Source organism: Streptomyces sp. NPDC041122 (assembly GCF_055592445.1).
On sequence record NZ_JBVIYQ010000005.1, the window covers coordinates 473,218 to 493,273 of the forward strand.

19 protein-coding genes are annotated in these 20,056 nt (G+C 72.8%); 6 read left to right on the forward strand and 13 right to left on the reverse strand.

Annotated elements, in window-relative coordinates; all coding sequences use genetic code 11:
- Position 1: 1 nt before the first annotated feature.
- Complete coding sequence (locus tag ACZ6B8_RS20960) at positions 2 to 1,939, forward strand: caspase family protein (RefSeq protein ID WP_471608141.1); 1,938 nt, start codon at positions 2 to 4, stop codon at positions 1,937 to 1,939.
- On the opposite strand, the gene ACZ6B8_RS20965 is transcribed toward ACZ6B8_RS20960, so the two are convergent.
- The 7 genes from ACZ6B8_RS20965 to ACZ6B8_RS20995 all read right to left on the reverse strand — a co-directional run bounded on the left by ACZ6B8_RS20965 (position 1,918) and on the right by ACZ6B8_RS20995 (position 8,274).
- A complete protein-coding gene (locus ACZ6B8_RS20965; protein WP_471078775.1) occupies positions 1,918 to 2,571 on the reverse strand; it encodes an RES family NAD+ phosphorylase in 654 nt (217 codons plus the stop codon). The two genes, ACZ6B8_RS20960 and ACZ6B8_RS20965, sit on opposite strands and share 22 nt — an antisense overlap.
- A gap of 2 nt (positions 2,572 to 2,573) precedes the next feature.
- Positions 2,574 to 3,245: a hypothetical protein gene (locus ACZ6B8_RS20970; RefSeq protein ID WP_471078772.1), complete on the reverse strand. Its 672-nt coding sequence runs from the start codon at positions 3,243 to 3,245 to the stop codon at positions 2,574 to 2,576.
- Positions 3,242 to 4,348 (reverse strand): macro domain-containing protein, encoded by a 1,107-nt coding sequence (locus ACZ6B8_RS20975; RefSeq protein WP_471078769.1) that lies wholly within the window; start codon positions 4,346 to 4,348, stop codon positions 3,242 to 3,244. Before ACZ6B8_RS20975 ends, ACZ6B8_RS20970 begins: the two co-directional genes overlap by 4 nt.
- 118 nt (positions 4,349 to 4,466) lie before the next feature.
- Entirely contained in the window at positions 4,467 to 5,957 is a 1,491-nt protein-coding gene (locus tag ACZ6B8_RS20980) for a GntP family permease (protein WP_471608142.1), read from the reverse strand.
- 126 nt (positions 5,958 to 6,083) lie between these two features.
- Positions 6,084 to 6,494 carry a RidA family protein gene (locus tag ACZ6B8_RS20985; protein WP_471078763.1) on the reverse strand — a complete coding sequence of 137 codons (411 nt, stop codon included), beginning with the start codon at positions 6,492 to 6,494 and terminating at the stop codon, positions 6,084 to 6,086.
- Between the two features lie 5 nt (positions 6,495 to 6,499).
- Positions 6,500 to 7,276, reverse strand: coding sequence for an IclR family transcriptional regulator (locus ACZ6B8_RS20990; RefSeq protein WP_471608143.1), 777 nt, complete (start codon positions 7,274 to 7,276; stop codon positions 6,500 to 6,502).
- Positions 7,273 to 8,274: a sugar kinase gene (locus ACZ6B8_RS20995; protein WP_471079890.1), complete on the reverse strand. Its 1,002-nt coding sequence runs from the start codon at positions 8,272 to 8,274 to the stop codon at positions 7,273 to 7,275. The genes ACZ6B8_RS20990 and ACZ6B8_RS20995 overlap by 4 nt, the downstream gene beginning before the upstream one ends.
- Positions 8,275 to 8,483: 209 nt before the next feature.
- Here ACZ6B8_RS20995 and ACZ6B8_RS21000 point away from each other — a divergent pair, with 209 nt between their 5' ends.
- Together ACZ6B8_RS21000 and ACZ6B8_RS21005 are read left to right on the forward strand one after the other, a co-directional pair.
- Positions 8,484 to 9,791, forward strand: a complete 1,308-nt coding sequence (locus tag ACZ6B8_RS21000; protein ID WP_471608144.1) for an alanine racemase — start codon at positions 8,484 to 8,486, stop codon at positions 9,789 to 9,791.
- A gap of 292 nt (positions 9,792 to 10,083) precedes the next feature.
- Positions 10,084 to 11,700 (forward strand): N-acyl-D-amino-acid deacylase family protein, encoded by a 1,617-nt coding sequence (locus ACZ6B8_RS21005; protein WP_471078754.1) that lies wholly within the window; start codon positions 10,084 to 10,086, stop codon positions 11,698 to 11,700.
- Positions 11,701 to 11,713: 13 nt separating this feature from the next.
- Here the strand turns inward: ACZ6B8_RS21005 and ACZ6B8_RS21010 are convergent, their stop codons facing one another.
- The 5 genes from ACZ6B8_RS21010 to ACZ6B8_RS21030 all read right to left on the reverse strand — a co-directional run bounded on the left by ACZ6B8_RS21010 (position 11,714) and on the right by ACZ6B8_RS21030 (position 16,506).
- The gene (locus ACZ6B8_RS21010) at positions 11,714 to 12,580 is read right to left on the reverse strand and encodes a S1 family peptidase (RefSeq protein WP_471079887.1); all 867 of its coding nucleotides are present in this window, start codon (positions 12,578 to 12,580) and stop codon (positions 11,714 to 11,716) included.
- Positions 12,581 to 12,708: 128 nt separating this feature from the next.
- Positions 12,709 to 13,833, reverse strand: a complete 1,125-nt coding sequence (locus ACZ6B8_RS21015) for a hypothetical protein (RefSeq protein ID WP_471608145.1) — start codon at positions 13,831 to 13,833, stop codon at positions 12,709 to 12,711.
- A 163-nt stretch (positions 13,834 to 13,996) separates the two neighbouring features.
- Positions 13,997 to 15,415, reverse strand: coding sequence for a DEAD/DEAH box helicase (locus ACZ6B8_RS21020; RefSeq protein ID WP_471608146.1), 1,419 nt, complete (start codon positions 15,413 to 15,415; stop codon positions 13,997 to 13,999).
- 235 nt (positions 15,416 to 15,650) lie between these two features.
- Positions 15,651 to 15,854 carry a cold-shock protein gene (locus ACZ6B8_RS21025; protein WP_030788646.1) on the reverse strand — a complete coding sequence of 68 codons (204 nt, stop codon included), beginning with the start codon at positions 15,852 to 15,854 and terminating at the stop codon, positions 15,651 to 15,653.
- 316 nt (positions 15,855 to 16,170) lie between these two features.
- Positions 16,171 to 16,506, reverse strand: coding sequence for a MerR family transcriptional regulator (locus ACZ6B8_RS21030; RefSeq protein WP_471078744.1), 336 nt, complete (start codon positions 16,504 to 16,506; stop codon positions 16,171 to 16,173).
- A 176-nt stretch (positions 16,507 to 16,682) separates the two neighbouring features.
- Here ACZ6B8_RS21030 and ACZ6B8_RS21035 point away from each other — a divergent pair, with 176 nt between their 5' ends.
- Entirely contained in the window at positions 16,683 to 17,105 is a 423-nt protein-coding gene (locus ACZ6B8_RS21035) for an Hsp20/alpha crystallin family protein (protein WP_471608147.1), read from the forward strand.
- Positions 17,106 to 17,225: 120 nt separating this feature from the next.
- On the opposite strand, the gene ACZ6B8_RS21040 is transcribed toward ACZ6B8_RS21035, so the two are convergent.
- The gene (locus ACZ6B8_RS21040) at positions 17,226 to 18,077 is read right to left on the reverse strand and encodes a S1 family peptidase (protein WP_471078738.1); all 852 of its coding nucleotides are present in this window, start codon (positions 18,075 to 18,077) and stop codon (positions 17,226 to 17,228) included.
- A gap of 202 nt (positions 18,078 to 18,279) precedes the next feature.
- Between ACZ6B8_RS21040 and ACZ6B8_RS21045 the strand changes: the two genes are divergently transcribed.
- Positions 18,280 to 19,491: a pyridoxal phosphate-dependent aminotransferase gene (locus ACZ6B8_RS21045; protein WP_471078735.1), complete on the forward strand. Its 1,212-nt coding sequence runs from the start codon at positions 18,280 to 18,282 to the stop codon at positions 19,489 to 19,491.
- 101 nt (positions 19,492 to 19,592) lie between these two features.
- Positions 19,593 to 20,003, forward strand: coding sequence for an SCO4983 family protein (locus tag ACZ6B8_RS21050; RefSeq protein WP_471608148.1), 411 nt, complete (start codon positions 19,593 to 19,595; stop codon positions 20,001 to 20,003).
- Positions 20,004 to 20,056 lie beyond the last annotated feature (53 nt).

Genomic DNA, 20,056 nt, shown 5'->3' on the forward strand with positions numbered 1-20,056 from the left:
CATGGGGACGATCTATGCGCTCATGGTCGGCATCAACGACTACCCGCGCCGGACGGCGACGCCGCTCACCGGCTGCGTCAACGACATCACCGCGGCCCGGCGGCTGCTCGCGGACCGCACCGGCGGCGCGGCGCGGGTCCACGTGCTGCTCGACGCCGAGGCGACGGTGGCCGCCGTCGTCGACGCCGTCGAGCGGCACCTGGGGGCGGCGGGCCCCGGCGACACGGCGCTGCTCTGGTTCTCCGGCCACGGCACCGAGTGGCGGGCGACGGGCGCGGACCTGCTGATCGAGGCCACCGGCCGCAACCAGGCCCTGGTCTGCGCGGACGGCCCGCTGCCCGACAAGCGGCTCGGCGCCCTGCTCGCCGCGGTCGCCGCCCGCGGCCCGCACACCGCCGCCGTCCTGGACTGCTGCTACTCCGGGGGCGCGACCCGCGACGCGGAGCTGACCGCCCGCTGGACGCCGCCGGCCGCCGAGTGGCCGCGATCCTCCCTCACGGGCGCGCGGGACCTGCCCGTCCCCGACGGCTCCCCGCGCCATGTCCTCCTCGCCGCCAGCCGGCTCAACCAGCTCTCCTACGAAGGGGAGTTCGGGGGCCGCAGACACGGCGCGTTCACGCACGCGCTGCTCGGTGTCGTACGGGAGGCGGGGCCCGACGCCAGCTACCGGGAGCTGCTCGCCGCGGCCGACGCCCGGCTGCAGCGCAACGGGGGCGGTCAGCAGCCGGTGCTGTATCCGGCGGAGACCGCAGGCGTGGCCGACCTGCCGTTCCTCGGCGGCGCCGTCTCGCGGGCGCCCGCCCCGTATCTGCTGCGGTACGGCCTGGACGGCTGGGAGGTGGACTGCGGCAGCGGGCACGGGCTGCGGGACGGCGCGGGGGCCTCCGGCACGGAGTTCACGGTGCTCGCGCCCGGCACGGACACCCTGCCCGAGGGCACCGTCGTCCGCGCCCGCGCCGTGCACGGCCACCGCACGCTCGTCGACCTCCCCGACGGCACGCCGTCGACCGGCCGGGCCTACCCCGTGACACTCTCCGCGCTCGCCGCCGCCCCGGCGACGGTCACGCTCGCGGTGGACGAACAGCACGCCGCAGCGAGGGAGTTGGGTGACATCCTGGCCGCCGCCTCCCCGCTGGTCCGCCTGGTGGCCACCTCGCGGGAGGCGGCGGACCTGCACTTCCGGGTCGTGGTGCGCGGGACGTCGGCGCAGGTGCTGCGGCGGGACGGCAGCCCGTTCGTCGAGCCGCTGCCGCTGGCCGGGCCCGGCGACGCCCGCCGCGTCGCCGACTGCCTGGCCCATCTGGCACGCTGGCACCAGCTGCGCGACCTCACCGCGCGCCCCTCACCGCTGGACGGCCTGGTCCGCGTGGAGATCACACCCTGGGACGCGCCGGACGACGGGCCGCTCCTGCCCGACGGCAGCGGCGAGATCACCTGCCCCTACACGCCGGGCCCCGAAGGACCGCGCCCGCCCTGGGTCTCCGTCCGGCTGCACAACCGCTCCCCCAGCCGACCGCTGTGGTGCCTCCTGCTGGACCTGACCGACAGCTACGCCGCCGACCCGGCGCTGTATCCGGGCCACTTCATCGCGCCCGGCGGCACCGGCCACGCCCTGGACGGCGAGCCGGTGCGGCTGTCGCTGCCGCCGGGCCGCCCGGCCGTGCCGGGGGCCGAGGTGCGGGACTGGCTCAAGCTCGTGGTGGCCGAGTCGGAGCTCAACACGCTGCCGTTCCAGCTGCCCGCTTGGGGCGCGCGCTCCACCGCGTCCCGCTTCGGCCCGCCGGACGGCGACGACGGGGTGCTGCGGATCCGGCCGCACACGACACGGGACTTCGGCCGGACGGACGCGGGGTCACCGGGGCGGTGGACGGCGCGCACCATCGCGGTACGGACCGTGGTCCCGGGCGGTGAGCGGGATCAGGGGGCGAGCCGCGCGTAGTACGGCTCGAGGACCGAACTGAGCCACCGGTCGCCGTCCTCGGTGCCGAAGTCGACCGGCACGTCGTCCACCGTCTCGACCGCGCCCCGCGGACACCGGTCGCCGAAGAGCAGCACCGTACGGTCCTCCGGCTCGCGCTTGGAGCGCCACACGAAGCCCTGTGCCCACGGGTCGGTGTGGTCGCGGATCCAGTGCGCCCAGTCGCGGGTGTACGCGTAGTCGATCGCCTCGGCCTGCACCAGCCAGGTGTCCTGGTGGACGCCGGCCAGGTCCTGCGCGGTCATCAGCGACACGACGGTGACGTCCGCGGTGAGCCGGAGCGTGGTCAGCCGCCGCCCGCGCACGCTGACCCGCGGCACCAGGCGCGGCCCGCCCGCCGGGTCGAACGGCAGCGACCGCAGCAGCGTCTCGCAGACCGCGGCCACCGGGGTGAGCCCCGCGTAGAGATAGCCGTACGGGTCGCAGCCCGTGCCGTCGAAGCGCCCGCCGCCGTACAGGCAGTGGGCGGGGTTGGGGTTGAACGCGGTGGCGTCCCGGCGCGCGGAGTGCACGCGGTACAGGACGGTGCCCCGGGCCAGGGTGGTCTTGGCGGGGGTGGCGCTCAGCCGGTCGGGCGGCCGGTAGTTCGGCACCGCTACTCACCTTCCATCAGGAACCGTGCGGTGTCGGCGAGTTGGCGGTCGCGTCCAGTACCGAGGAGCCGGGCGGGGCGGGTGCCGAGCCAGGCGTTGTCGGACAGCCACCAGTCGGCGGCGCCCCACGGGTCGCGGTCGGCCTCCAGCAGGGTGTTGACCTCCAGGACGATCAGCCAGGGCATCGCGTCCTCGGAGAACTGGAAGCGCGGCAGCCGCGGCAGGCCGCCCGCGCCGGGCAGCCTGATCAGCTCGGGCGCGAACGGGTTGCCGCCGTGCCGCAGCACCGCGTCGGCGTCCAACGCCGGTGCGGCGAGCAGCCGTTCACGGACCGGCCCGAGGACCGGGCCGACCATGCGGTGTCCGTCGATGAGCAGCACGGCGAGGTCCTCGACGCGGAAGCCCCGGTAGCCGACGCCGTCGCCGGTGGCCGCGTCCGGCCCGGCGTCGGCGGCGAGCCGCGCCTCCCCCGCCGCGCCGAACTCCTCGGGCAGCTGCTCCCGCAGCAGCCAGGCCGCCCGGTCGGCGGCGTCCCGGCGCACGGACTCGTCCTCGCCCCGGCCGCGCACGACCCCGAGGAGCGCGGCGAGCCGGTCGCGCAGCGGCTGGTCGAGCCGGTCGGCGATGCGGTCCCAGAACGCGGCGGCGGCCGCGAGCACGGCGTACGGGTTCATGGCGTCCCCCGGTCGGCGACCCCGGCGAGCAGCCTCTCGACGAGGTCGGCCCGCGCGTGGCGGCGTACGACGAAGTGGATGTCCCAGTCGGCACCGCGGGCGAGCTCCGCCTCCACCGCCGCCCACAGCGCGCCGAAGCTCTCCAGCGGCGGGAGGCCGCCGCGGCCGGCGCCGAGCAGCGGCAGACAGACCGAGGTGAGCGGCGGATCGCTTCGCCGGGACTCCTCGGCGAGCAGCGCGAAGACGCGGGCCACGCCGCGGGTGACGTCGGCGGCCTGCACGTCGTAGTCGTTGGTCTCGGGCCGGGGCACGGCGACGGCGACGTGGTAGATCCGCCGCAGCCCCTGTCCGGCGAGGGCGCCGGCCGAGGTGGCGACGACCGTGCCCGGAAGGGCCGCCCGGCCCGGTGTCCCGTGCCGGGCGACCCATCCCCGTAGCTCGTCGTGGACTTGGTCCTCGACGACTCCCCCCGTGGGGTCCTTGTGGGCGCCCGCCCGGCGCAGTGTCGCCGACACCGACGACTTGTAGGGGGCGGGCAGCGCGAAGTACGTGTTGGTCGGTGAGACGACGACGTCGATGTCGCGGAGCAGGTCCACCGAGTGGACGTGCACGGTGACGGGGACGGTGCGGCCGTGCAGGGCGAGGCGGAGCCCGCGGTGGGCGGCGGGAAGTCCGGCCGCTCCGGGGCCGGGCTCCCCCGCGGCCCCGGGCGGCCGGACGGCGATGCCGACCACCTGCTCGGCGATCTGTCCGAGCACCATCAGCTCGTGGTGCTTGCGGAAGCGTTCGACGCTGACCCCGTACACCTGGGCGGCGCGCCGGCGGCGGTCGGCGGGCGGCCAGTCGCGGGTGCCCTGGGCCAGCCCGAGGGTGTACTCGGCGGCGGTCTGCAGGCTGCCGCCGCCGATCCCGAAGACGGCGGTCCGCAGCAGCCGTTCGACGGACGTGCCGGGTGACTCGCCCTCGGCGCCGGACAGTTCCGCGGCGATGCGGCTCAGCTCGGGCGTGTCGATCTCCCGCAGCCTGACGACGCCGGCTCGCCGCACCTTCCTCACCTCCGCGAGTACTGTCCCGTGGTCGGGCGGGCGCGGAGCTGCTGACATGGCGGAAAGGATCGCACCGGGCCCGCAGCACCACAAGCCCGTTCGGGCCTGCCCGCACCCTCCATTGCACACCACGGGCCGGTCGAACTCCGGTCGCCCGCAGGGCAGTTACGGGTCGCTACACGAAGAGGCTGACCACGCCCGCGACGGCGAACCCGGCCACCGAGAGGACCGACTCCAGCACCGTCCACGTCTTGAGCGTGTCCCGCTCGCTGATGCCGAAGTACTTGGCCACCATCCAGAAGCCGCCGTCGTTGACGTGCGAGGCGAAGATGGAGCCCGCCGAGATGGCCATGATGACCAGCGCGGTGAAGGCCTGCGAGTAGTCGCCCTCGGAGAGCAGCGGGGCGACGATGCCCGCCGTGGTGACGATCGCGACCGTCGCCGAGCCCTGGGCGACGCGCAGGATCAGCGAGAGCAGGTAGGCGAGGACGATGATGGGCAGGCCCACGTCCTGGAAGGTGTCGGAGATGGCGCCGGCGACGCCGCTCCCCTTGAGGACCGCGCCGAAGATGCCGCCCGCGCCGACCACCAGGAGGATGTTGCCGACCGGCTTGAGGGAGGCGGTCGAGACGGTCTCCAGGGACTTGCGGGACCAGCCGCGCCGAATGCCCAGCAGGTAGTACGCCATGAGCAGCGCGATCGTCAGGGCGACGAAGGGGCTGCCGAAGAACTCGATGACGCTGCGCGGCGTCGAGGGGTCGAAGGCGATCGACGAGAAGGTCGCGAGCAGGATGAGCACCAGCGGCGTACCGATGATGGTGAAGACCGTGCCCAGCGACACCGGCTTCTCCCGCGGGGCGACACCGGCCGCGCTCTGCTCGGCGAGGACCGCGGCCCGCGCCTCCTCGGCTGCCTCGACCATGTCCTGCGGCACGGCCACGAAGATGCGCTTGCCGATCCACGCCGCGTACGCCCAGGCGGCGAGCACTGCGGGGATGCCGCAGAGGATGCCCATCAGGATGACCCAGCCGAGGTCCACCTTCAGCAGACCCGCGGCGGCCACCGGGCCGGGGTGCGGGGGCAGGAACGCGTGGGTCATGGAGAGACCCGCGAGCAGCGGGAGGCAGTAGAGCAGGATCGACTTGCCGCTGCGCCTGGCGGCGGCGTACACGATCGGCGCGAGGACGAAGATGCCGACGTCGAAGAAGACGGGGATGCCGAAGATCAGACCCGTCAGGCCCATCGCGAGGGGCGCGCGCTTCTCGCCGAAGAGGCCGAGGAGGCGGGAGGCGAGGACCTCGGCGCCGCCGGAGACCTCCAGGATCGCGCCGAGCATCGTGCCGAGGCCGATGATGATCGCCACATGGCCGAGGATGCCGCCCATGCCGGTCTCGATGACCGAGACGGCGTCGGACTTCTGGACGGTGCCGAAGAGTTCGGTGACGGAGAGGCCGGCCGCGAGGCCGACGGCTATGGAGACCGCGAGCAGCGCCACGAAGGGCTGCAGCCTGACCTTGATGATCAGGAAGAGCAGCAGCAGGATGCCGAGCGCGGCGACGGTGAGCAGACCGGGTGTGCCGTCGATCAGGGCGAGCAGGCCGCCGGTGTGCGGTGGGGTCTCCGCGGCGGGGGCGGCCGCGAGCACGGCGGTGTGGAACGGGGACATCGTTGACCTCGTAAGTGCATGGGGCTTTCGGGGCAGGGGGGATCGCGGCACGGCGCCTCCTGCGGGGAGGGCGCCGCGCCGTGACGACGAACGGCTTGCGGGGGTGCGATCAGGGGGCGGGCGGCGTCAGCTCAGGACGGCGAGCGCGTCGATCTCGATGAGCAGACCCTTGGGCAGGCCCACGTAGACGGTGGTGCGGGCGGAGGCGGGGGCCTTGAGGCCCTGCTCCTCGAAGTACGCGTTGTAGATCTCGTTCATCTCCGCGAAGTGGTCCACGTCCGTGAGGTAGACGCGCATCATCATCACGTCGTCCCAGGTCGCGCCGCCCTCTTCGAGGATCGCCTGGACGTTGGCGAAGGTCTGCAGCGTCTGCTCGCGCAGGGTCGGGCCCGCGGGGGTGGGGGCCTTGCCCTCCTCGGCGGGGAGGAAGCCGACCTGGCCGGCGACCTGAAGGATGTTGCCCTTCTTCACGCCGTGGGAGAACTTCGCGGGCGGGGTGGTGTGGGTGGCCGGGGTGAGTGCGATCTTCTCGGTCATGCTGTTCAGGCTTCCTTCAGAGGGGCGGTTTTCGCCTCCGGAGCAGCTCCGGAGTACTCCCGGCTGATGGCGTCCGCGGTACGGCGGACCAGCGGGAGCAGGGTGAGGAGTTCCTCGGCGGTGACGACGACGTTCGGTGCGGACACCGACATGGCGGCGACGACGCGCCCGTCCGCACCGCGGATGGGGGCCCCGATGCAGTTGATGGACTCCTCGTGGCCACCGAGGTCGGTGGCCCAGCCCTGTTCGCGCACGGCCGCCAGCTCCTTGAGGAACGCGGCGGCGTTGGGCGTCGAACGGGACGTGTAGGTGGGGTAGTCGAGCTTCTCCGCGATGGCGCGGCGCTCGGCCTCCGGGAAGTCGGAGAGCAGCAGCTTGGCGACGGCGGCGACGGTGATCGCCACCGGCTTTCCGATACGGGAGTACATCCGCACCGGGTAGCGGCTCTCGACCTTGTCGATGTAGAGGACCTCCTGCTCCTCGTAGACGGCGAGGTGGACCGTGTGGCCGCACTTCTCGTTGAGGGCGAGGAGGTGGGGGTGGGCGATCTCGCGGACGTCGAGGCTCTCGACGGCCTGCTGGGCGAGGGCGAAGAGGCGGGCGCCGAGCCGGTAGCGCTGGTCGGACTGGCGGAAGACCAGGCCGTGTTCGTGGAGGGTGCGCAGGAGCCGCAGGGCCGTGGACTTGTGGACGTCGAGGCGTTCGGCGACCTGGCCCAGGTCGGCGGGGCCCTCGGCGAGCAGCGGCAGGATCGAGAGCGCGCGGTCGACGGTCTGGCTCATGGGGTACGTACCTCCTCCTCGGCCTCGGTGTCCTCCGGGACGTGGTCCGTCCAGCCGGGGCCGAGACGAAGTGTCTCCCAGGCGGCGTCGTCCAGGGCGGCGAGGCGGTCGGCGTGCGTGCGGGCGGGTGGCGCGGCGAGGTCGCCGGGGACGGTGAGCGCGGCGGCGGCCATGAGGTGGCCGTGGCGCAGGCACCGGTCGGCGGGCAGGCCGCGCAGGGTGGCGGAGAGGAAACCGGCGGCGAAGGCGTCGCCGGCGCCGACGGGCGCGACGACGTCGACGTGCAGGGCGGCCCGGAAGACGGGGGCCTCGCCGCGCCGGTGGACGGTGGCGCCGCGGCTGCCCTGCTTCACCACGAGGGTGGCGGGCTCGGGCAGGGCGGCGCGGATCGCGTCGGGCCCGCCGGTGACGCCCCAGGCCGCCGCGGCCTCGTCCTCGCCGACGAAGACGAGGTCGGCGCCGCGGGCGAGGTCGAGCAGGACGCCGGGTCCTTCGGCCGCGTCCTTCCACAGTCCGGGTCGGTGGTTGACGTCGAAGGAGACGAGTTGGGCGCGGTCCGGACGCCGGGTGCAGAGGTGGCGTACGAGGGCGAGGCAGTCGGCGGAGAGGGCGGGGGTGATGCCGGACAGGTGCAGGATGCGTCCTGCGGCGAGGGCGTCCTCGTCCACCGAGGACGGTGACATGGCGGAGGCGGCGGAGCCGGCGCGGTAGTAGACGACCTCGTGGGTGTCGGTGTCGCGGTCGTCGGCGGTGCGGAAGTAGATGCCGGTGGGGCGGTGCGGGTCGCGGCCGACGGCGGAGGTGTCCACCCCGTAGCCGCCGATCGTCTCGATCAGGTGGTCGCCGAAGCCGTCGGCGCCGACGCGGCTGACCCAGCGGGCGGTGTGCCCGGCGGCGGCCAGCGCGCAGGCGACGTTGGACTCCGCGCCGCCGATCCCGCGGTCGAACGAGGGCACGTCGGCGAGGCGGCCGGGCCGCGCGGGCAGGAAGGTGACCATGGACTCGCCGAGTGCCACGACGTCCACCGCCGCTTGTGCGGCCGTCCCTGCGACGACGCCTGCGGCTGCCTGTGCGGTCACGATCTTCCAGCCCCTCAACCGACTCTCCGGATCCGTTGACCCGGCGTTGGCTCGGATGTTAGACAGCAGTAAGCGACATACGCAATGACTGTTGCACATGATGCAACGCACTCCTGGAGGAGGCGCCCATGGCCGCCGACAACGCCGTCGAACGTCCCGCCGACACAGCCGCCGAACGGCTGGCCGGGCTCGCTCAGGAGCGGGTCGACCACCGCTTCAAGGGGTTGCCGCCGGACGCGGAGGGCCTCACCGTCGGCGAGCTCGCGGCCCAGCGCAGGAACCTCTTCACCGGCGGCTTCACCACCCCCGTCCTCGCGCTCTCCGCCGAGCGCCTGGAGCACAACCTCGCCCTCATGGAGACGTACTCGAAGCGGCACGGCCTGGCCTTCGCGCCGCACGGCAAGACGTCCATGGCCCCGCGGCTCTTCGCCCGCCAGCTGGAGCGCGGCGCCTGGGGCATCACCCTCGCCGTCCCCCACCAGGTGCGCGTGGCGCGGCGGTTCGGCGTGCAGCGGATCTTCCTCGCCAACGAACTGGTCGACGCGGCGGCGCTGCGCTGGCTCGCCGCCGAACTGGGCGCCGACCCCGCCTTCCGCTTCATCTGTTACGTGGACTCCGTACGCGGCGTCGAGCTGATGCACGCCGCCCTGAGCGCGGCGGGCGCGAGCCGCCCCGTGGACGTGGTCGTGGAGCTGGCCGCGGGCGACGGTGCGCGCACCGGCGTACGGACCGAGGCGGAGTGCTTCGAGATCGCCCACGCCGTCGCGGCCGCGGACACGCTCCGGCTGGTGGGCGTCGCCGGGTACGAGGGCGAGGTGCCGCAGGCGTCGACGGAGACGGTGACGGCGTGGCTGCGCCGGCTGCTCACGCTGCTCGGCGGCTTCGACGAGGCGGGGCTGTTCGCGGACCTGCCGGAGATCGTGGTCAGCGCGGGCGGCAGCGCGTGGTTCGACGCGGTGGCGTCGGTCTTCGCGGAGATCGGTGAACTCTCGCGCCCGGTACTGAAGTTGCTGCGCTCCGGTGCGTACGTGTCGCACGACGACGGCCACTACAAGCATCTGACGCCGTTCAACCGGGTGCCGCAGGAGGGCGCGCTGGAGCCCGCGTTCCGGCTGTGGGCCCAGGTGGTGTCGCGGCCCTCCGCCGAGCAGGCGTTCACCAACGCGGGCAAGCGGGACGCGGCGTACGACCTGGACCTGCCCGAGGCGCAGGTCGTCCGCCGGGACGGGGCGGAGTGGCTCGCGGCCGGGGTCACGGTCACCGGCCTCTCCGACCAGCACGGCTGGCTCACGACCTCGCCGGAGGCGGAGCTGGCCGTGGGCGACTGGCTGGGGATGGGGCTCTCGCACCCGTGCACGGCCTTCGACAAGTGGGAGCTGATTCCACTGGTGGAGGGGGACGGGACGGTCGTGGACTACATCCGAACGTTCTTCTGACCCCTGGGTCCTGGGCGGATCCCTGTCCCGCCGCTGCGCGGCGGATTGCCTCCGGCGGGGTTGGCGGCGCCGGGCGGCTGTCCGTCGTGGGGGCAGCCCTGGCCCGCCGCTCCACGGCGGAGCCTTTCCCACCCACCCACCCGTTTGCCCCGCGCCGCAGCCTGGGCGTAGGAGCCATCCATGCACCCGTTCGTCGCCGACGGCGGGTGGTGCGGGTGGGAAACACAGACCCGGCCGGAGGCCGGGTGCACCACACACGGCCCGCAGTGAGAGAAAAGAGACGAGGCACCTCATGGACCTGGTGATCCGCGACGCACGCGTCATAGACGGCACCGGAGGTGCCTCCTACCGCGCCGACGTCGCCGTACACGAGGGCAGGATCACCGAGATCCACCGGGAGGGCGCGTCCACCCGGCCCCGCCCCACCGCGCAGGCCACCCTCGACGCCCAGGGCCTGGCGCTGGCGCCCGGCTTCATCGACATGCACGCGCACAGCGACCTCGCCCTGCTCAGGGACCCCGAGCACACCGCGAAGGCGGCGCAGGGCGTCACCCTGGAGGTCATCGGCCAGGACGGCCTCAGCTACGCCCCCGTGGACGACCGCACGCTCGCCCAGGTCCGCCGGGCCATCACCGGATGGAACGGCGACGGCGGCGACATCGACTTCTCGTGGCGCACCGTCGGCGGCTACCTCGACGCTCTGGACACCGCCCACGGCGGCCGCGGCATCGCCGTGAACGCCGCCTACCTCATCCCCCAGGGCACCGTCCGCATGTACGCGCTCGGCTGGGACGACCGGCCGGCCGGCCCCGCCGAGACCGACCGGATGAAGCAGCTCGTCGCGGAGGGGATGCGGGAGGGCGCCGTCGGCATGTCGTCGGGGCTCACGTACACGCCCGGCATGTACGCCGACGACTCCGAACTCACCGAGCTCTGCAAGGTCGTGGCCGGGTTCAACGGCTACTACTGCCCCCACCACCGCAGTTACGGCGCCGGCGCGCTCCGGGCGTACGAGGAGATGGTGGACCTCACCCGGATCGCGAACTGCCCCCTCCACCTCGCGCACGCCACCATGAACTTCGGCGTGAACAAGGGCAAGGCGCCGGACCTGCTCGCCCTCCTCGACGACGCCCTGGCCCGCGGCGCCGACATCACCCTGGACACGTACCCGTACACCCCCGGCTGCACGACGCTCGTGGCGATGCTGCCGAGCTGGGCCAGTGAGGGCGGCCCGGACGCCATCCTCGCCCGGCTCCGGGACGACGCGACCGCCGAGAAGATCCGGCACCACATGGAGGTCATCGGCGCCGACGGGTGTCACGGTGTGCCCATCGAGTGGGACACCATCGAGATCTCCGGCGTGAGCGACCCCGGGCTCGCCTCCTGCGTCGGCAAGACGATCGCGCGGTCCGCCGCCCAGCGCGGCGAGGAGCCGTGGGTCACCGCCCGCCGGCTGCTCATCGACGACAAGCTGGGCTCGACGATCCTCCAGCACGTCGGGCACGAGGAGAACGTCCGGGCGATCATGCGCCACCGCGTGCACACCGGTGGCAGCGACGGCATCCTCCAGGGCTTCAAGCCGCACCCGCGCGCGTACGGCACGTTCCCGCAGTATCTCGGGCGCTACGCACGGGAGTTGGGCGTCCTGTCGCTGGAGGAGACGGTCGCGCACCTCACCTCGCGCCCGGCCGCCCGCCTGCGCCTGCCCGACCGGGGCCTCGTCCGCGAGGGCTACCGCGCCGACCTGGTCCTCTTCGACCCCGAGACGGTCGCCGCGGGCTCGACGTTCGAGGCGCCCCGCACCCTGCCCACCGGCATCCCGCACGTCCTGATCGACGGCAGGTTCGTGATGCGGGACGGCCGGCGCACGGACGTCCTCGCGGGACGCTCCGTACGCCGTACCCCCTGAGGTCGCCGGCCGGCTACCTCACCGCGGCCGGCCGGGGCAGCCTGCACCCCTTGCGGTCCAGGTCGATCGCGCTCTTCCTGCCGACGCACGGCACGATCCCGTACGTCTCCTGGGCGTAGTTGATGCCCTTGCGCACCGTCACCCGGCCCTTCCGGTCGATCTCACAGGGGTTGTTGAGGGTGCAGCGCTCGCCGTCCTCGTTGCCGGTGTTGTTGACCGCGGTGACCTTGCCGGTCCTGTGGTCGATCACCGGCGACCCGGAGGTGCCGCCGATCGTCTGGCACGCGGGGGTGTAGCGGACCGAGTCCTTCCAGGTCCACTCGCCCTCCTTGATGCGGTGGACGAACCCGTCGATGGCGCAGCTGTACGTCTTCTTCCAGTAGCCGGAGACGACGGTGATCGCCCGCCCCCGCACCGGGTGGTCGTCCTCCAGCTCCAGCGGCTTGATCTTGTACTTCTCGGTGATGTCGCGGTAGCTGCTGGTCAGTCGGTAGATGGTGATGTCGGTGTCGGTCATCGTCGCGTACGACACCTTGGACGCCTTGAGCGTGGCGACCTCGTTCGCCTTCGCGTCGAGCAGCTTGAAGGTCCGGGTGGACGGCTGGTCGACGATGACCTCGCCGGCCGCGGGGAAACCGGACTCTATGCAGTGGCCGTTGGTGAGGACGAGCGCCGGATCGCCCGGCTTGGACCGCGGCGTGCGGACGACCGAGCCGGAGCAGTTGCTGAGCGCCACCGTCCCCGCGAAGTCGACCGCCTTGGCCCGGCCGTGCGACGGCCGGTCCTGTCCGGTCCGGTCGGTGGAGCCCGCGAACGCGGGCACCGCCCCGGCCCCGGCCAGCGCGAGGGCGAGCGCACCGCCCGCGACCGCTCTGCTGATCTGTCCCATCTGTGGAGCCCCCCTTGTGACGTACGCCGGTCGTGCGGATGTCAGGGGCATTCTTGGCGGACGCCGCACGGACGGACAAGGGGGCGGAGCTCTTGCCCTTTCGCCCCGGGCCAGGGGTGCTACGAGCGGGTGGCCGTCGCGCAGTCCTCGCCCGCGCCCGTCCCGCCGTCCCCCGCGTCGACCGGCTTGCTGCGGTCGTACGGGTCGAGCCGGTGCTCCGCGTCGGTGGGCCGGTCGCGGTCCCGGCCGAAGGGCGGCACGAAGTAGCCGGTCGGGGCGGAGCAGCCGCCGTTGGTCATCTCCAGCGTGTACGAGCGGAGGGACAAGGTGCCCGGCTCCGTGGCGATCTTCGACGGGTCGTCCCAGCTCATCACCACCTCGCGGCGCACGACCGTCCGGACGACCTCGTCGCTCCGCCCGCCGCCGGCCGCCGGGGCGACCGGGTAGACGAAGGTGACGTCCGCCGTCACCCGGAGCGCGCCGTCCTCGCCCTCCCGATACGTGAGCCGGCCGCGCGTCTTGACCACGTCGCCGACCAGCCGGGCCTGCTCCGGCCGGAAGCGGCTGAACAGCAGCAGCGGGTCGGTGCCGGGGGTGGGCTTCGCCGACGACAGGGCGCCGCGCAGATAGGCCTGGACGTCCTTCTGATGCGGATTCAGGAGCGCGATGGCTCGGGTGGGGCGCTCGCCGCGCAGGACGCCCGGGTCGAGCCCCGCGGCCACCAGGAAGTCCTTGCTCCGCCGCAGTGCCCGCTCGACCTGGTCCGCGTCCATCCAGCCGGTCGCCTCGGCCCGCGGCACCGTGATGCCCGCCGCCCCGTCCGCCCAGCGGGCCGCGGGCGAGCCGCGGAAGGGTTCGGCGCGGGTCGGGCGCCGGGCCGGCCCGTCCTCGGGCGCCCCGCCCGGCCGCGCGGTCTCGGCGGCCGGCGGGGTGTCGTCCTGCCCTGCGCCGCCGAACCAGTCGGGGATCCGCTGCCCGAAGAGCGCCACCCCCAGCAGGGCGACGGCGGCCACGAGACCGGCCACGTACCGGCCCGTCCTGCGCCGGGGCCGCGCCGGCGGGTACGTACGCCACCCCACCGGCTGCCCGGAACGCTCGGAGCGCCCGGAGCCCTTCGGTGATCGCCCGGAGCCCTTCGACGCCGGCCGCTTCGCGGCACGTTCGCGCGCCGACGGCTCGACCGGTGCCCCGGCCGCGCCGTTCACCGACTCGCGGAGGAACCGCTCCCACTCCTCGTCGGACACGGACGACCCGTCCGGCCCCCCATTCCCACCCACGTCGCACTCCCCTGCCACGCTCAACCGTTCGAAGCCGCCCGCATGATCGCACGGGCGGACCGTCCTCGGCGCGGGTCCGCACAGGGGTGGGCGCCGGTCGAGGCGCCGGGGTCAGGTCGAGGCGCCGGGGTCAGGCCGCGGCGTCGGTCCGGGTGCGGGCGGCGTAGGCACGGCGCGCGCGGCCGTCGCGGGGACGGCGGCCACCGGACGAGGCGCTGCGGCGGGGGTTCTCCTTCGGCGGCGCCGGGATGGTCACCGGGATGCCCGAGGGGGCCTTGGCGCCGGTGATCCGCGTCAACTCCGCCTCGCCCGAGCGGACTTGGGCGGTGTACGGCCGGATACCGGCGGCGGCCATCAGCCGGTTCATGTCGCGCCGCTGCGCCGAGGTGACGAGGGTGACGACGCTGCCCGAGCCGCCCGCCCGGGCGGTGCGGCCGCCGCGGTGCAGGTAGTCCTTGTGGTCGGCGGGCGGGTCGACGTTGACGACCAGGTCGAGGTCGTCGACGTGGATGCCGCGCGCCGCGACGTTCGTGGCGACGAGCGCGGTGACCTGTCCGGACTTGAACTGGGCGAGCGTGCGGGTGCGCTGGGGCTGGGACTTGCCGCCGTGCAGCGCCGCCGCGCGCACCCCGCTGTTCAGCAGGTGCGCGGTGAGCCGGTCGACCGCGTGCTTGGTGTCGAGGAAGAGGATCACGCGGCCGTCGCGGGCGGCGATCTCGGTGGTGGTCGCGTACTTGTCGGTGCCGTGGATGTGCAGCACGTGGTGCTCCATCGTGGTGACCGCGCCCGCCGAGGGGTCGACCGAGTGGACGACGGGGTCGCTGAGGTAGCGGCGGACCAGCAGGTCGACGTTGCGGTCGAGCGTCGCCGAGAACAGCATCCGCTGGCCGTCGGGGCGCACCTGGTCGAGGAGCTCGGTGACCTGCGGAAGGAAGCCCATGTCGGCCATCTGGTCGGCCTCGTCGAGCACGGTGATCGCGACCCGGTCCAGATGGCAGTCGCGGCGCTCGATGAGGTCCTTGAGCCGGCCCGGTGTCGCGACGACGACCTCGGCTCCGGAGCGCAGGGCGCCGGCCTGCCGTCCGATCGACATGCCGCCGACGACGGTGGCCATGCGCAGCCGCTGCGCCCTGGCGTACGGGATGAGCGCGTCGGTCACCTGCTGGGCGAGCTCGCGGGTGGGCACGAGGATCAGGGCGAGCGGGCGGCGCGGTTCGGCGCGCTGCCCCGCGGTGCGGGCGAGCACCGCCAGACCGAAGGCGAGGGTCTTGCCGGAGCCGGTGCGGCCGCGGCCGAGGACGTCGCGGCCCGCGAGCGAGTTGGGCAGCGTGGCCGCCTGGATCGGGAAGGGGGCGGTGACGCCGAGGCCGGTGAGGGTGGTGAGCACCCCGTCGGGCAGGCCGAGCGCGGCGAAGTCCTCGACGGGCGGGAGGGCCGGGGTGACGGTGACCGGCAGCGCGAACTCTCCCTGGAGCGGCGCGGGACGGCGGCCCGTGCTCCCCGGGCGCCGGCTGTTCGTGCGAGGGGAACGGTGAGCAGAGCGGTCCATGGAGAACCTTCCTCGATGCGGCGCGTATCGAGGAATTCCGGGCGGCACCGACCGGTGCCGAGAATCGCAGGAACGGCCGGGGAAAATGAATCACATTCCCGGCCCCGGCGGAATCATTCCGCGGCGGGCCGGTGAAAATCGGGGAAACCTGAAAAGTCCCCCCGGAAAACACAACGGGCTGGGGCCCGCACCCAAGGTGCGGGCCCCAGCCACGAAGTACGCGTGAGCGTCAGCGTCAGGCGGGAACGATGTTCTCGGCCTGCGGGCCCTTCTGGCCCTGCGTGACGTCGAAGGTCACCTTCTGGCCCTCCTGCAGCTCACGGAAGCCCTGGGTGGCGATGTTCGAGTAGTGAGCGAAGACGTCGGCGCCGCCGCCCTCCTGCTCGATGAAGCCGAAGCCCTTTTCCGCGTTGAACCACTTCACGGTGCCAGTAGCCATGTCATATCTCCTTCGGGGCAGTGCCCGGGAGCCCGCACTGTGCGCACTCCGCGTCGCCGCGATGATTACCCCGTCCGGAAATGACCGGCAATACAAAGTGCCCCCGTCGGCACCTAACGCCGGCTGGAGCACTTGAAGTCTCTGGGAACCACAACTGCAACTGAAATCGACAGTAGCACGGCATCGGCGCCGGCGCGCGACTTTCCAAAGCGCGTCTTCGGCGGGCGAATTCAGGCCCCGCTCTGCGCGCGAAATTCTGCATTTGCCGCCGCAGATATACGGGGGCGCGGGGCGCAGCGTTTCGCGTGCGGCGCCCTCAGGACGACGACGGCTCGTCGGGGTCCGCGTCGCGGCGCAGCCCCTCGTTGAGGCGGAGCGCCTCTTCGAGCTGGTCCTCCAGGATGACGATGCGGCAGGCCGCGTCGACGGGTGTGCCCTGGTCGACGAGTTCGCGGGCGCGGGCCGCGATGCGCAGCTGATAGCGCGAGTAGCGGCGGTGGCCGCCCTCGGACCGCAGCGGGGCGATGAGCCGGGCCTCGCCGACCGCCCGGAGGAAGGCCGGTGTGGCACCGATCAGCTCGGCGGCCCGGCCCATCGTGTAGGCGGGGTAGTCGTCGTCGTCGAGCCGGTCGGGGCTGTGCGAGGAGGTCACCGGCGGAACGCTACCAACCGGCGTCCGCGCATGTCTGCCTCGGCCGTGACAGGTATCGCCGGCCAGTCGGCCCCGTCCGGGCCACCTTGAGTCGGGGCTTGTCAATTTTCTGTCTTCGAGCTATATACATAAACCGTAGGGCATCGCACCCAACACCTGACGAGAGGAGCCCCGTGATGCTCATGCGTACCGACCCGTTCCGCGAGTTCGACCGCCTCACCCAGCAGGTCCTCGGATCCGGACGGCCTTCGGGGATGCAGCTGGACGCGTACCGCGCCGGCGACGACTTCGTGGTCCACTTCGACCTGCCGGGCGTCGACCCCGAGTCGATCGACCTGGACGTCGAGCGGAACATCCTGAGCGTGAAGGCCGAGCGCCGCTCCCCCGCCCCCGACAACGTCGAGATGGTCGTGGCCGAGCGCCCCGTCGGCACCTTCACCCGCCAGCTCTTCCTCGGCGACACCCTCGACACCGAGCGGATCGACGCGTCGTACGACGCCGGCGTCCTGACGCTGCGCATCCCGGTCGCCGAGCAGGCCAAGCCGCGCAAGATCCGGATCAGCGGCGGCGACACCGGGCCGCGCCAGATCAGCGGCTGACACGGCGCCGCGCACCGGCCCCGCGCGGGGCCGCCGCGCAGGACGGGCCGGGACCGGCGCCGACGGGCGCCGCTCCCGGCCCGAGCCGTGCGGGGGCCCATCCGGCCCCCGCCGGCCGTGCTACTTGATCCCGGACGGCTTGGGCAGCTGGCAGCCCGGGCGGCTCAGGTCGATCTTGTTGCCGGCGCCGACGCACGGCACGATCCAGTAGGTCTGCTGGGCGTAGTTGATGCCCTTGCGGACCGTGACCTTGCCGTTCTCGTCGACCTCGCACGGGTTGTTGTCCGTGCACCGGGCGCCGTCCTCGTTGCCGGTGTTGTTGACGGCGACGACCTTGCCGGTCTCGTCGTCGATCACCGGCGAGCCGGAGGTGCCGCCGATCGTCTGGCAGGCGGGGGTGTAGCGGACCGAGTCCTTCCAGGTCCAGTTCCCCTCCTTCAGGCGGTAGGCGAAGCCGTCGACGTTGCACTTGTACAGCTTCTTCCAGTACCCGGAGGCGACGGTGATCGCCCGGCCCTGCTGGGGCCGCGCACTGTTCAGCTCCAGCGCCTTGATGCCGTAGCGGCTCTCGATGTCGCTGTAGGTGCTGGTGAGTTGGTAGAGCGAGATGTCGGTGTCGGTCATCGTGCCGTACGCGATCTTGCTGGCCCGCACGGTTCCCGCGTTGCCTCCGGAAGCGTTGAGCAGCGTGAAGCTCCGGGTCGACGCCTTGTTGACGATGACCTGCCCGGGCGCGGGAAAGCCGCTCTCCAGGCAGTGCCCGTTGGACAGGACGAGCGCCGGGTCGCCGGGCTTGGAGTCGGGCACGCGGACCACGGATCCGGAGCAGTTGCTGAGCGCGACGGTTCCCGCGAAGTTGACCGCCCGGGCCTTCGGCCCCGCGGGACTTTCGTTGCTGACGGCTGTCGCAGGCGCGGCGGTCGCTCCCAGGAGCAGAGCGGCGAAGCACGCACCGACGAGAGGCTTGTTCATGTGGGGGTCCCCTCTTGATGACACGGTGACGGAGGTGAGTTCAGACTTGTCATGCGCATTGTTGGGGTCCCTGAGCGCCAGGACAAGACCGTAAACGGACACAAACGACCGCTCACAGAACACTCCCCCGCCCCGGGCCACCGTCCCCCTTGTGTCCGAAAACACGGAGCGGCCCGCACGACCCGGCCGTAAGCTCGCGGACATGCAGGTCATCCAGTCGACGAAGCTCTCCAACGTCTGTTACGAGATCCGGGGCCCGGTACTCGAGGAGGCGATGCGACTGGAGGCGGCCGGACACCGCATCCTCAAGCTCAACACCGGCAACCCCGCCGCCTTCGGCTTCGAGTGCCCGCCCGAGATCCTGGAGGACATCCTCCGCAACGTCGGCGACGCCCACGGCTACGGCGACGCGAAGGGCCTCCTGGCCGCCCGCCGCGCGGTCGTCATGCACAACCAGACCCTCGGCATCGAGACCGATGTCGAGCACGTCTTCATCGGCAACGGTGTCTCCGAGCTCATCGTGATGGCCATGCAGGGCCTGCTCGACGACGGCGACGAGGTCCTCGTACCGGCGCCGGACTACCCGCTGTGGACCGCGGCCGTCTCGCTGTCCGGCGGCACCGCCGTGCACTACCGCTGCGACGAGCAGGCCGACTGGATGCCGGACCTCGCCGACATCGAGCGCAAGGTCACCGACCGCACCAAGGCGCTCGTGATCATCAACCCGAACAACCCGACCGGCGCCGTCTACAGCGACGACATGCTCCGCGGGCTCACGGACATCGCGCGCCGCCACAACCTGCTGGTCTGTTCGGACGAGATCTACGACAAGATCCTCTATGACGGCGCGACGCACACGCCGACCGCCGCCATCGCCCCCGACCTGCTGACCCTCACCTTCAACGGCATGTCGAAGGCGTACCGGGTGGCGGGCTACCGGGTCGGCTGGATGGCGATCTCGGGCCCGAAGGCGCACGCCTCCTCGTACATCGAGGGCCTGACGATCCTCGCCAACATGCGCCTGTGCGCGAACATGCCGGGCCAGCACGGGGTGGTCGCCGCGCTGAGCGGACGGCAGACGATCAACGACCTCGTCCTGCCGGGCGGCCGGCTCCTGGAGCAGCGCGACACCGCGTACGACCTGCTGACCCAGATCCCCGGGGTGAGCTGTGTGAAGCCGAAGGGGTCGCTGTACCTCTTCCCGCGGCTCGACCCGAAGGTCTTCAAGATCAAGGACGACCGGCAGATGGTCCTCGACCTGCTGCGCGCCGAGAAGATCATGGTGGTGCACGGCACGGGGTTCAACTGGCCGGAGCCGGACCACTTCCGGGTCGTGACGCTGCCGACCGCGACGGACCTGGCGGAGGCGGTCACCCGGATCGGCACCTTCCTGGACGGCTACAGCCAGCCGTGACGCGCCCGTCGGCGCACCGCGGGCCACAGGTTGGCCTCGCATCAACTTTAGACAGAATCTAAGCTAGGATGGCAGTCAAGCAACCGTCTGGAGGCCATCCCATGTACGAGTCGATCCGCACCAAGTCGGTCCACACGGTGGCCGACGACGCGGGCTTCCCGCACCGCTCCCGCGAGGAGGAGCTGGACATCCAGCTCGCCGGGCACCTCGCCGCGCTCCTCGCCGTCACCGACGAACTGCGCGCGCTCGCCCCCTCCGCCGAGCTCGACGCCGCGGCCGAGCGGCTCGCGCTCCAGGTCGCGCGGCTGCGCGGCGGCGTACCTCCGGTGCGCTCGGCCGTCGCCTCGGCCATCCACGAACCGCACTCCGCCGCCCTGCACCAGCGCGCCCACGCCCTCGCGGGCCGCGCCCTGGTCGTGGCGGCCTCCCGCGCCGACACCGCCGCGGCGATCCTGGCCGCCGAGCGCATGGACGCCCACGCGGACGCCGCGCGCCTGGTCGCCGCCCCCTGATCGGCCCCGGTCCGCGGCCGGGGAGGCCGCGGACCGGGTGCCACCCACCAAGG

Bases quoted from the DNA above. Each gene is read 5' to 3' on its own strand.
- ACZ6B8_RS21035 (WP_471608147.1), top strand. From the start codon at position 16,683: ATGCTCATGCGTACCGACCCGTTCCGCGAGTTCGACCGCCTCACCCAG.
- ACZ6B8_RS21050 (WP_471608148.1), top strand. From the start codon at position 19,593: ATGTACGAGTCGATCCGCACCAAGTCGGTCCACACGGTGGCCGACGAC.
- ACZ6B8_RS20985 (WP_471078763.1), bottom strand. From the start codon at position 6,494: ATGACCGAGAAGATCGCACTCACCCCGGCCACCCACACCACCCCGCCC.
- ACZ6B8_RS20980 (WP_471608142.1), bottom strand. From the start codon at position 5,957: ATGTCCCCGTTCCACACCGCCGTGCTCGCGGCCGCCCCCGCCGCGGAG.
- ACZ6B8_RS21020 (WP_471608146.1), bottom strand. From the start codon at position 15,415: ATGGACCGCTCTGCTCACCGTTCCCCTCGCACGAACAGCCGGCGCCCG.
- ACZ6B8_RS20990 (WP_471608143.1), bottom strand. From the start codon at position 7,276: ATGAGCCAGACCGTCGACCGCGCGCTCTCGATCCTGCCGCTGCTCGCC.
- ACZ6B8_RS20975 (WP_471078769.1), bottom strand. From the start codon at position 4,348: ATGTCAGCAGCTCCGCGCCCGCCCGACCACGGGACAGTACTCGCGGAG.
- ACZ6B8_RS21000 (WP_471608144.1), top strand. From the start codon at position 8,484: ATGGCCGCCGACAACGCCGTCGAACGTCCCGCCGACACAGCCGCCGAA.
- ACZ6B8_RS20960 (WP_471608141.1), top strand. From the start codon at position 2: ATGGGGACGATCTATGCGCTCATGGTCGGCATCAACGACTACCCGCGC.
- ACZ6B8_RS21045 (WP_471078735.1), top strand. From the start codon at position 18,280: ATGCAGGTCATCCAGTCGACGAAGCTCTCCAACGTCTGTTACGAGATC.
- ACZ6B8_RS21040 (WP_471078738.1), bottom strand. From the start codon at position 18,077: ATGAACAAGCCTCTCGTCGGTGCGTGCTTCGCCGCTCTGCTCCTGGGA.
- ACZ6B8_RS20970 (WP_471078772.1), bottom strand. From the start codon at position 3,245: ATGAACCCGTACGCCGTGCTCGCGGCCGCCGCCGCGTTCTGGGACCGC.
- ACZ6B8_RS21005 (WP_471078754.1), top strand. From the start codon at position 10,084: ATGGACCTGGTGATCCGCGACGCACGCGTCATAGACGGCACCGGAGGT.
- ACZ6B8_RS21025 (WP_030788646.1), bottom strand. From the start codon at position 15,854: ATGGCTACTGGCACCGTGAAGTGGTTCAACGCGGAAAAGGGCTTCGGC.
- ACZ6B8_RS20995 (WP_471079890.1), bottom strand. From the start codon at position 8,274: ATGGTCACCTTCCTGCCCGCGCGGCCCGGCCGCCTCGCCGACGTGCCC.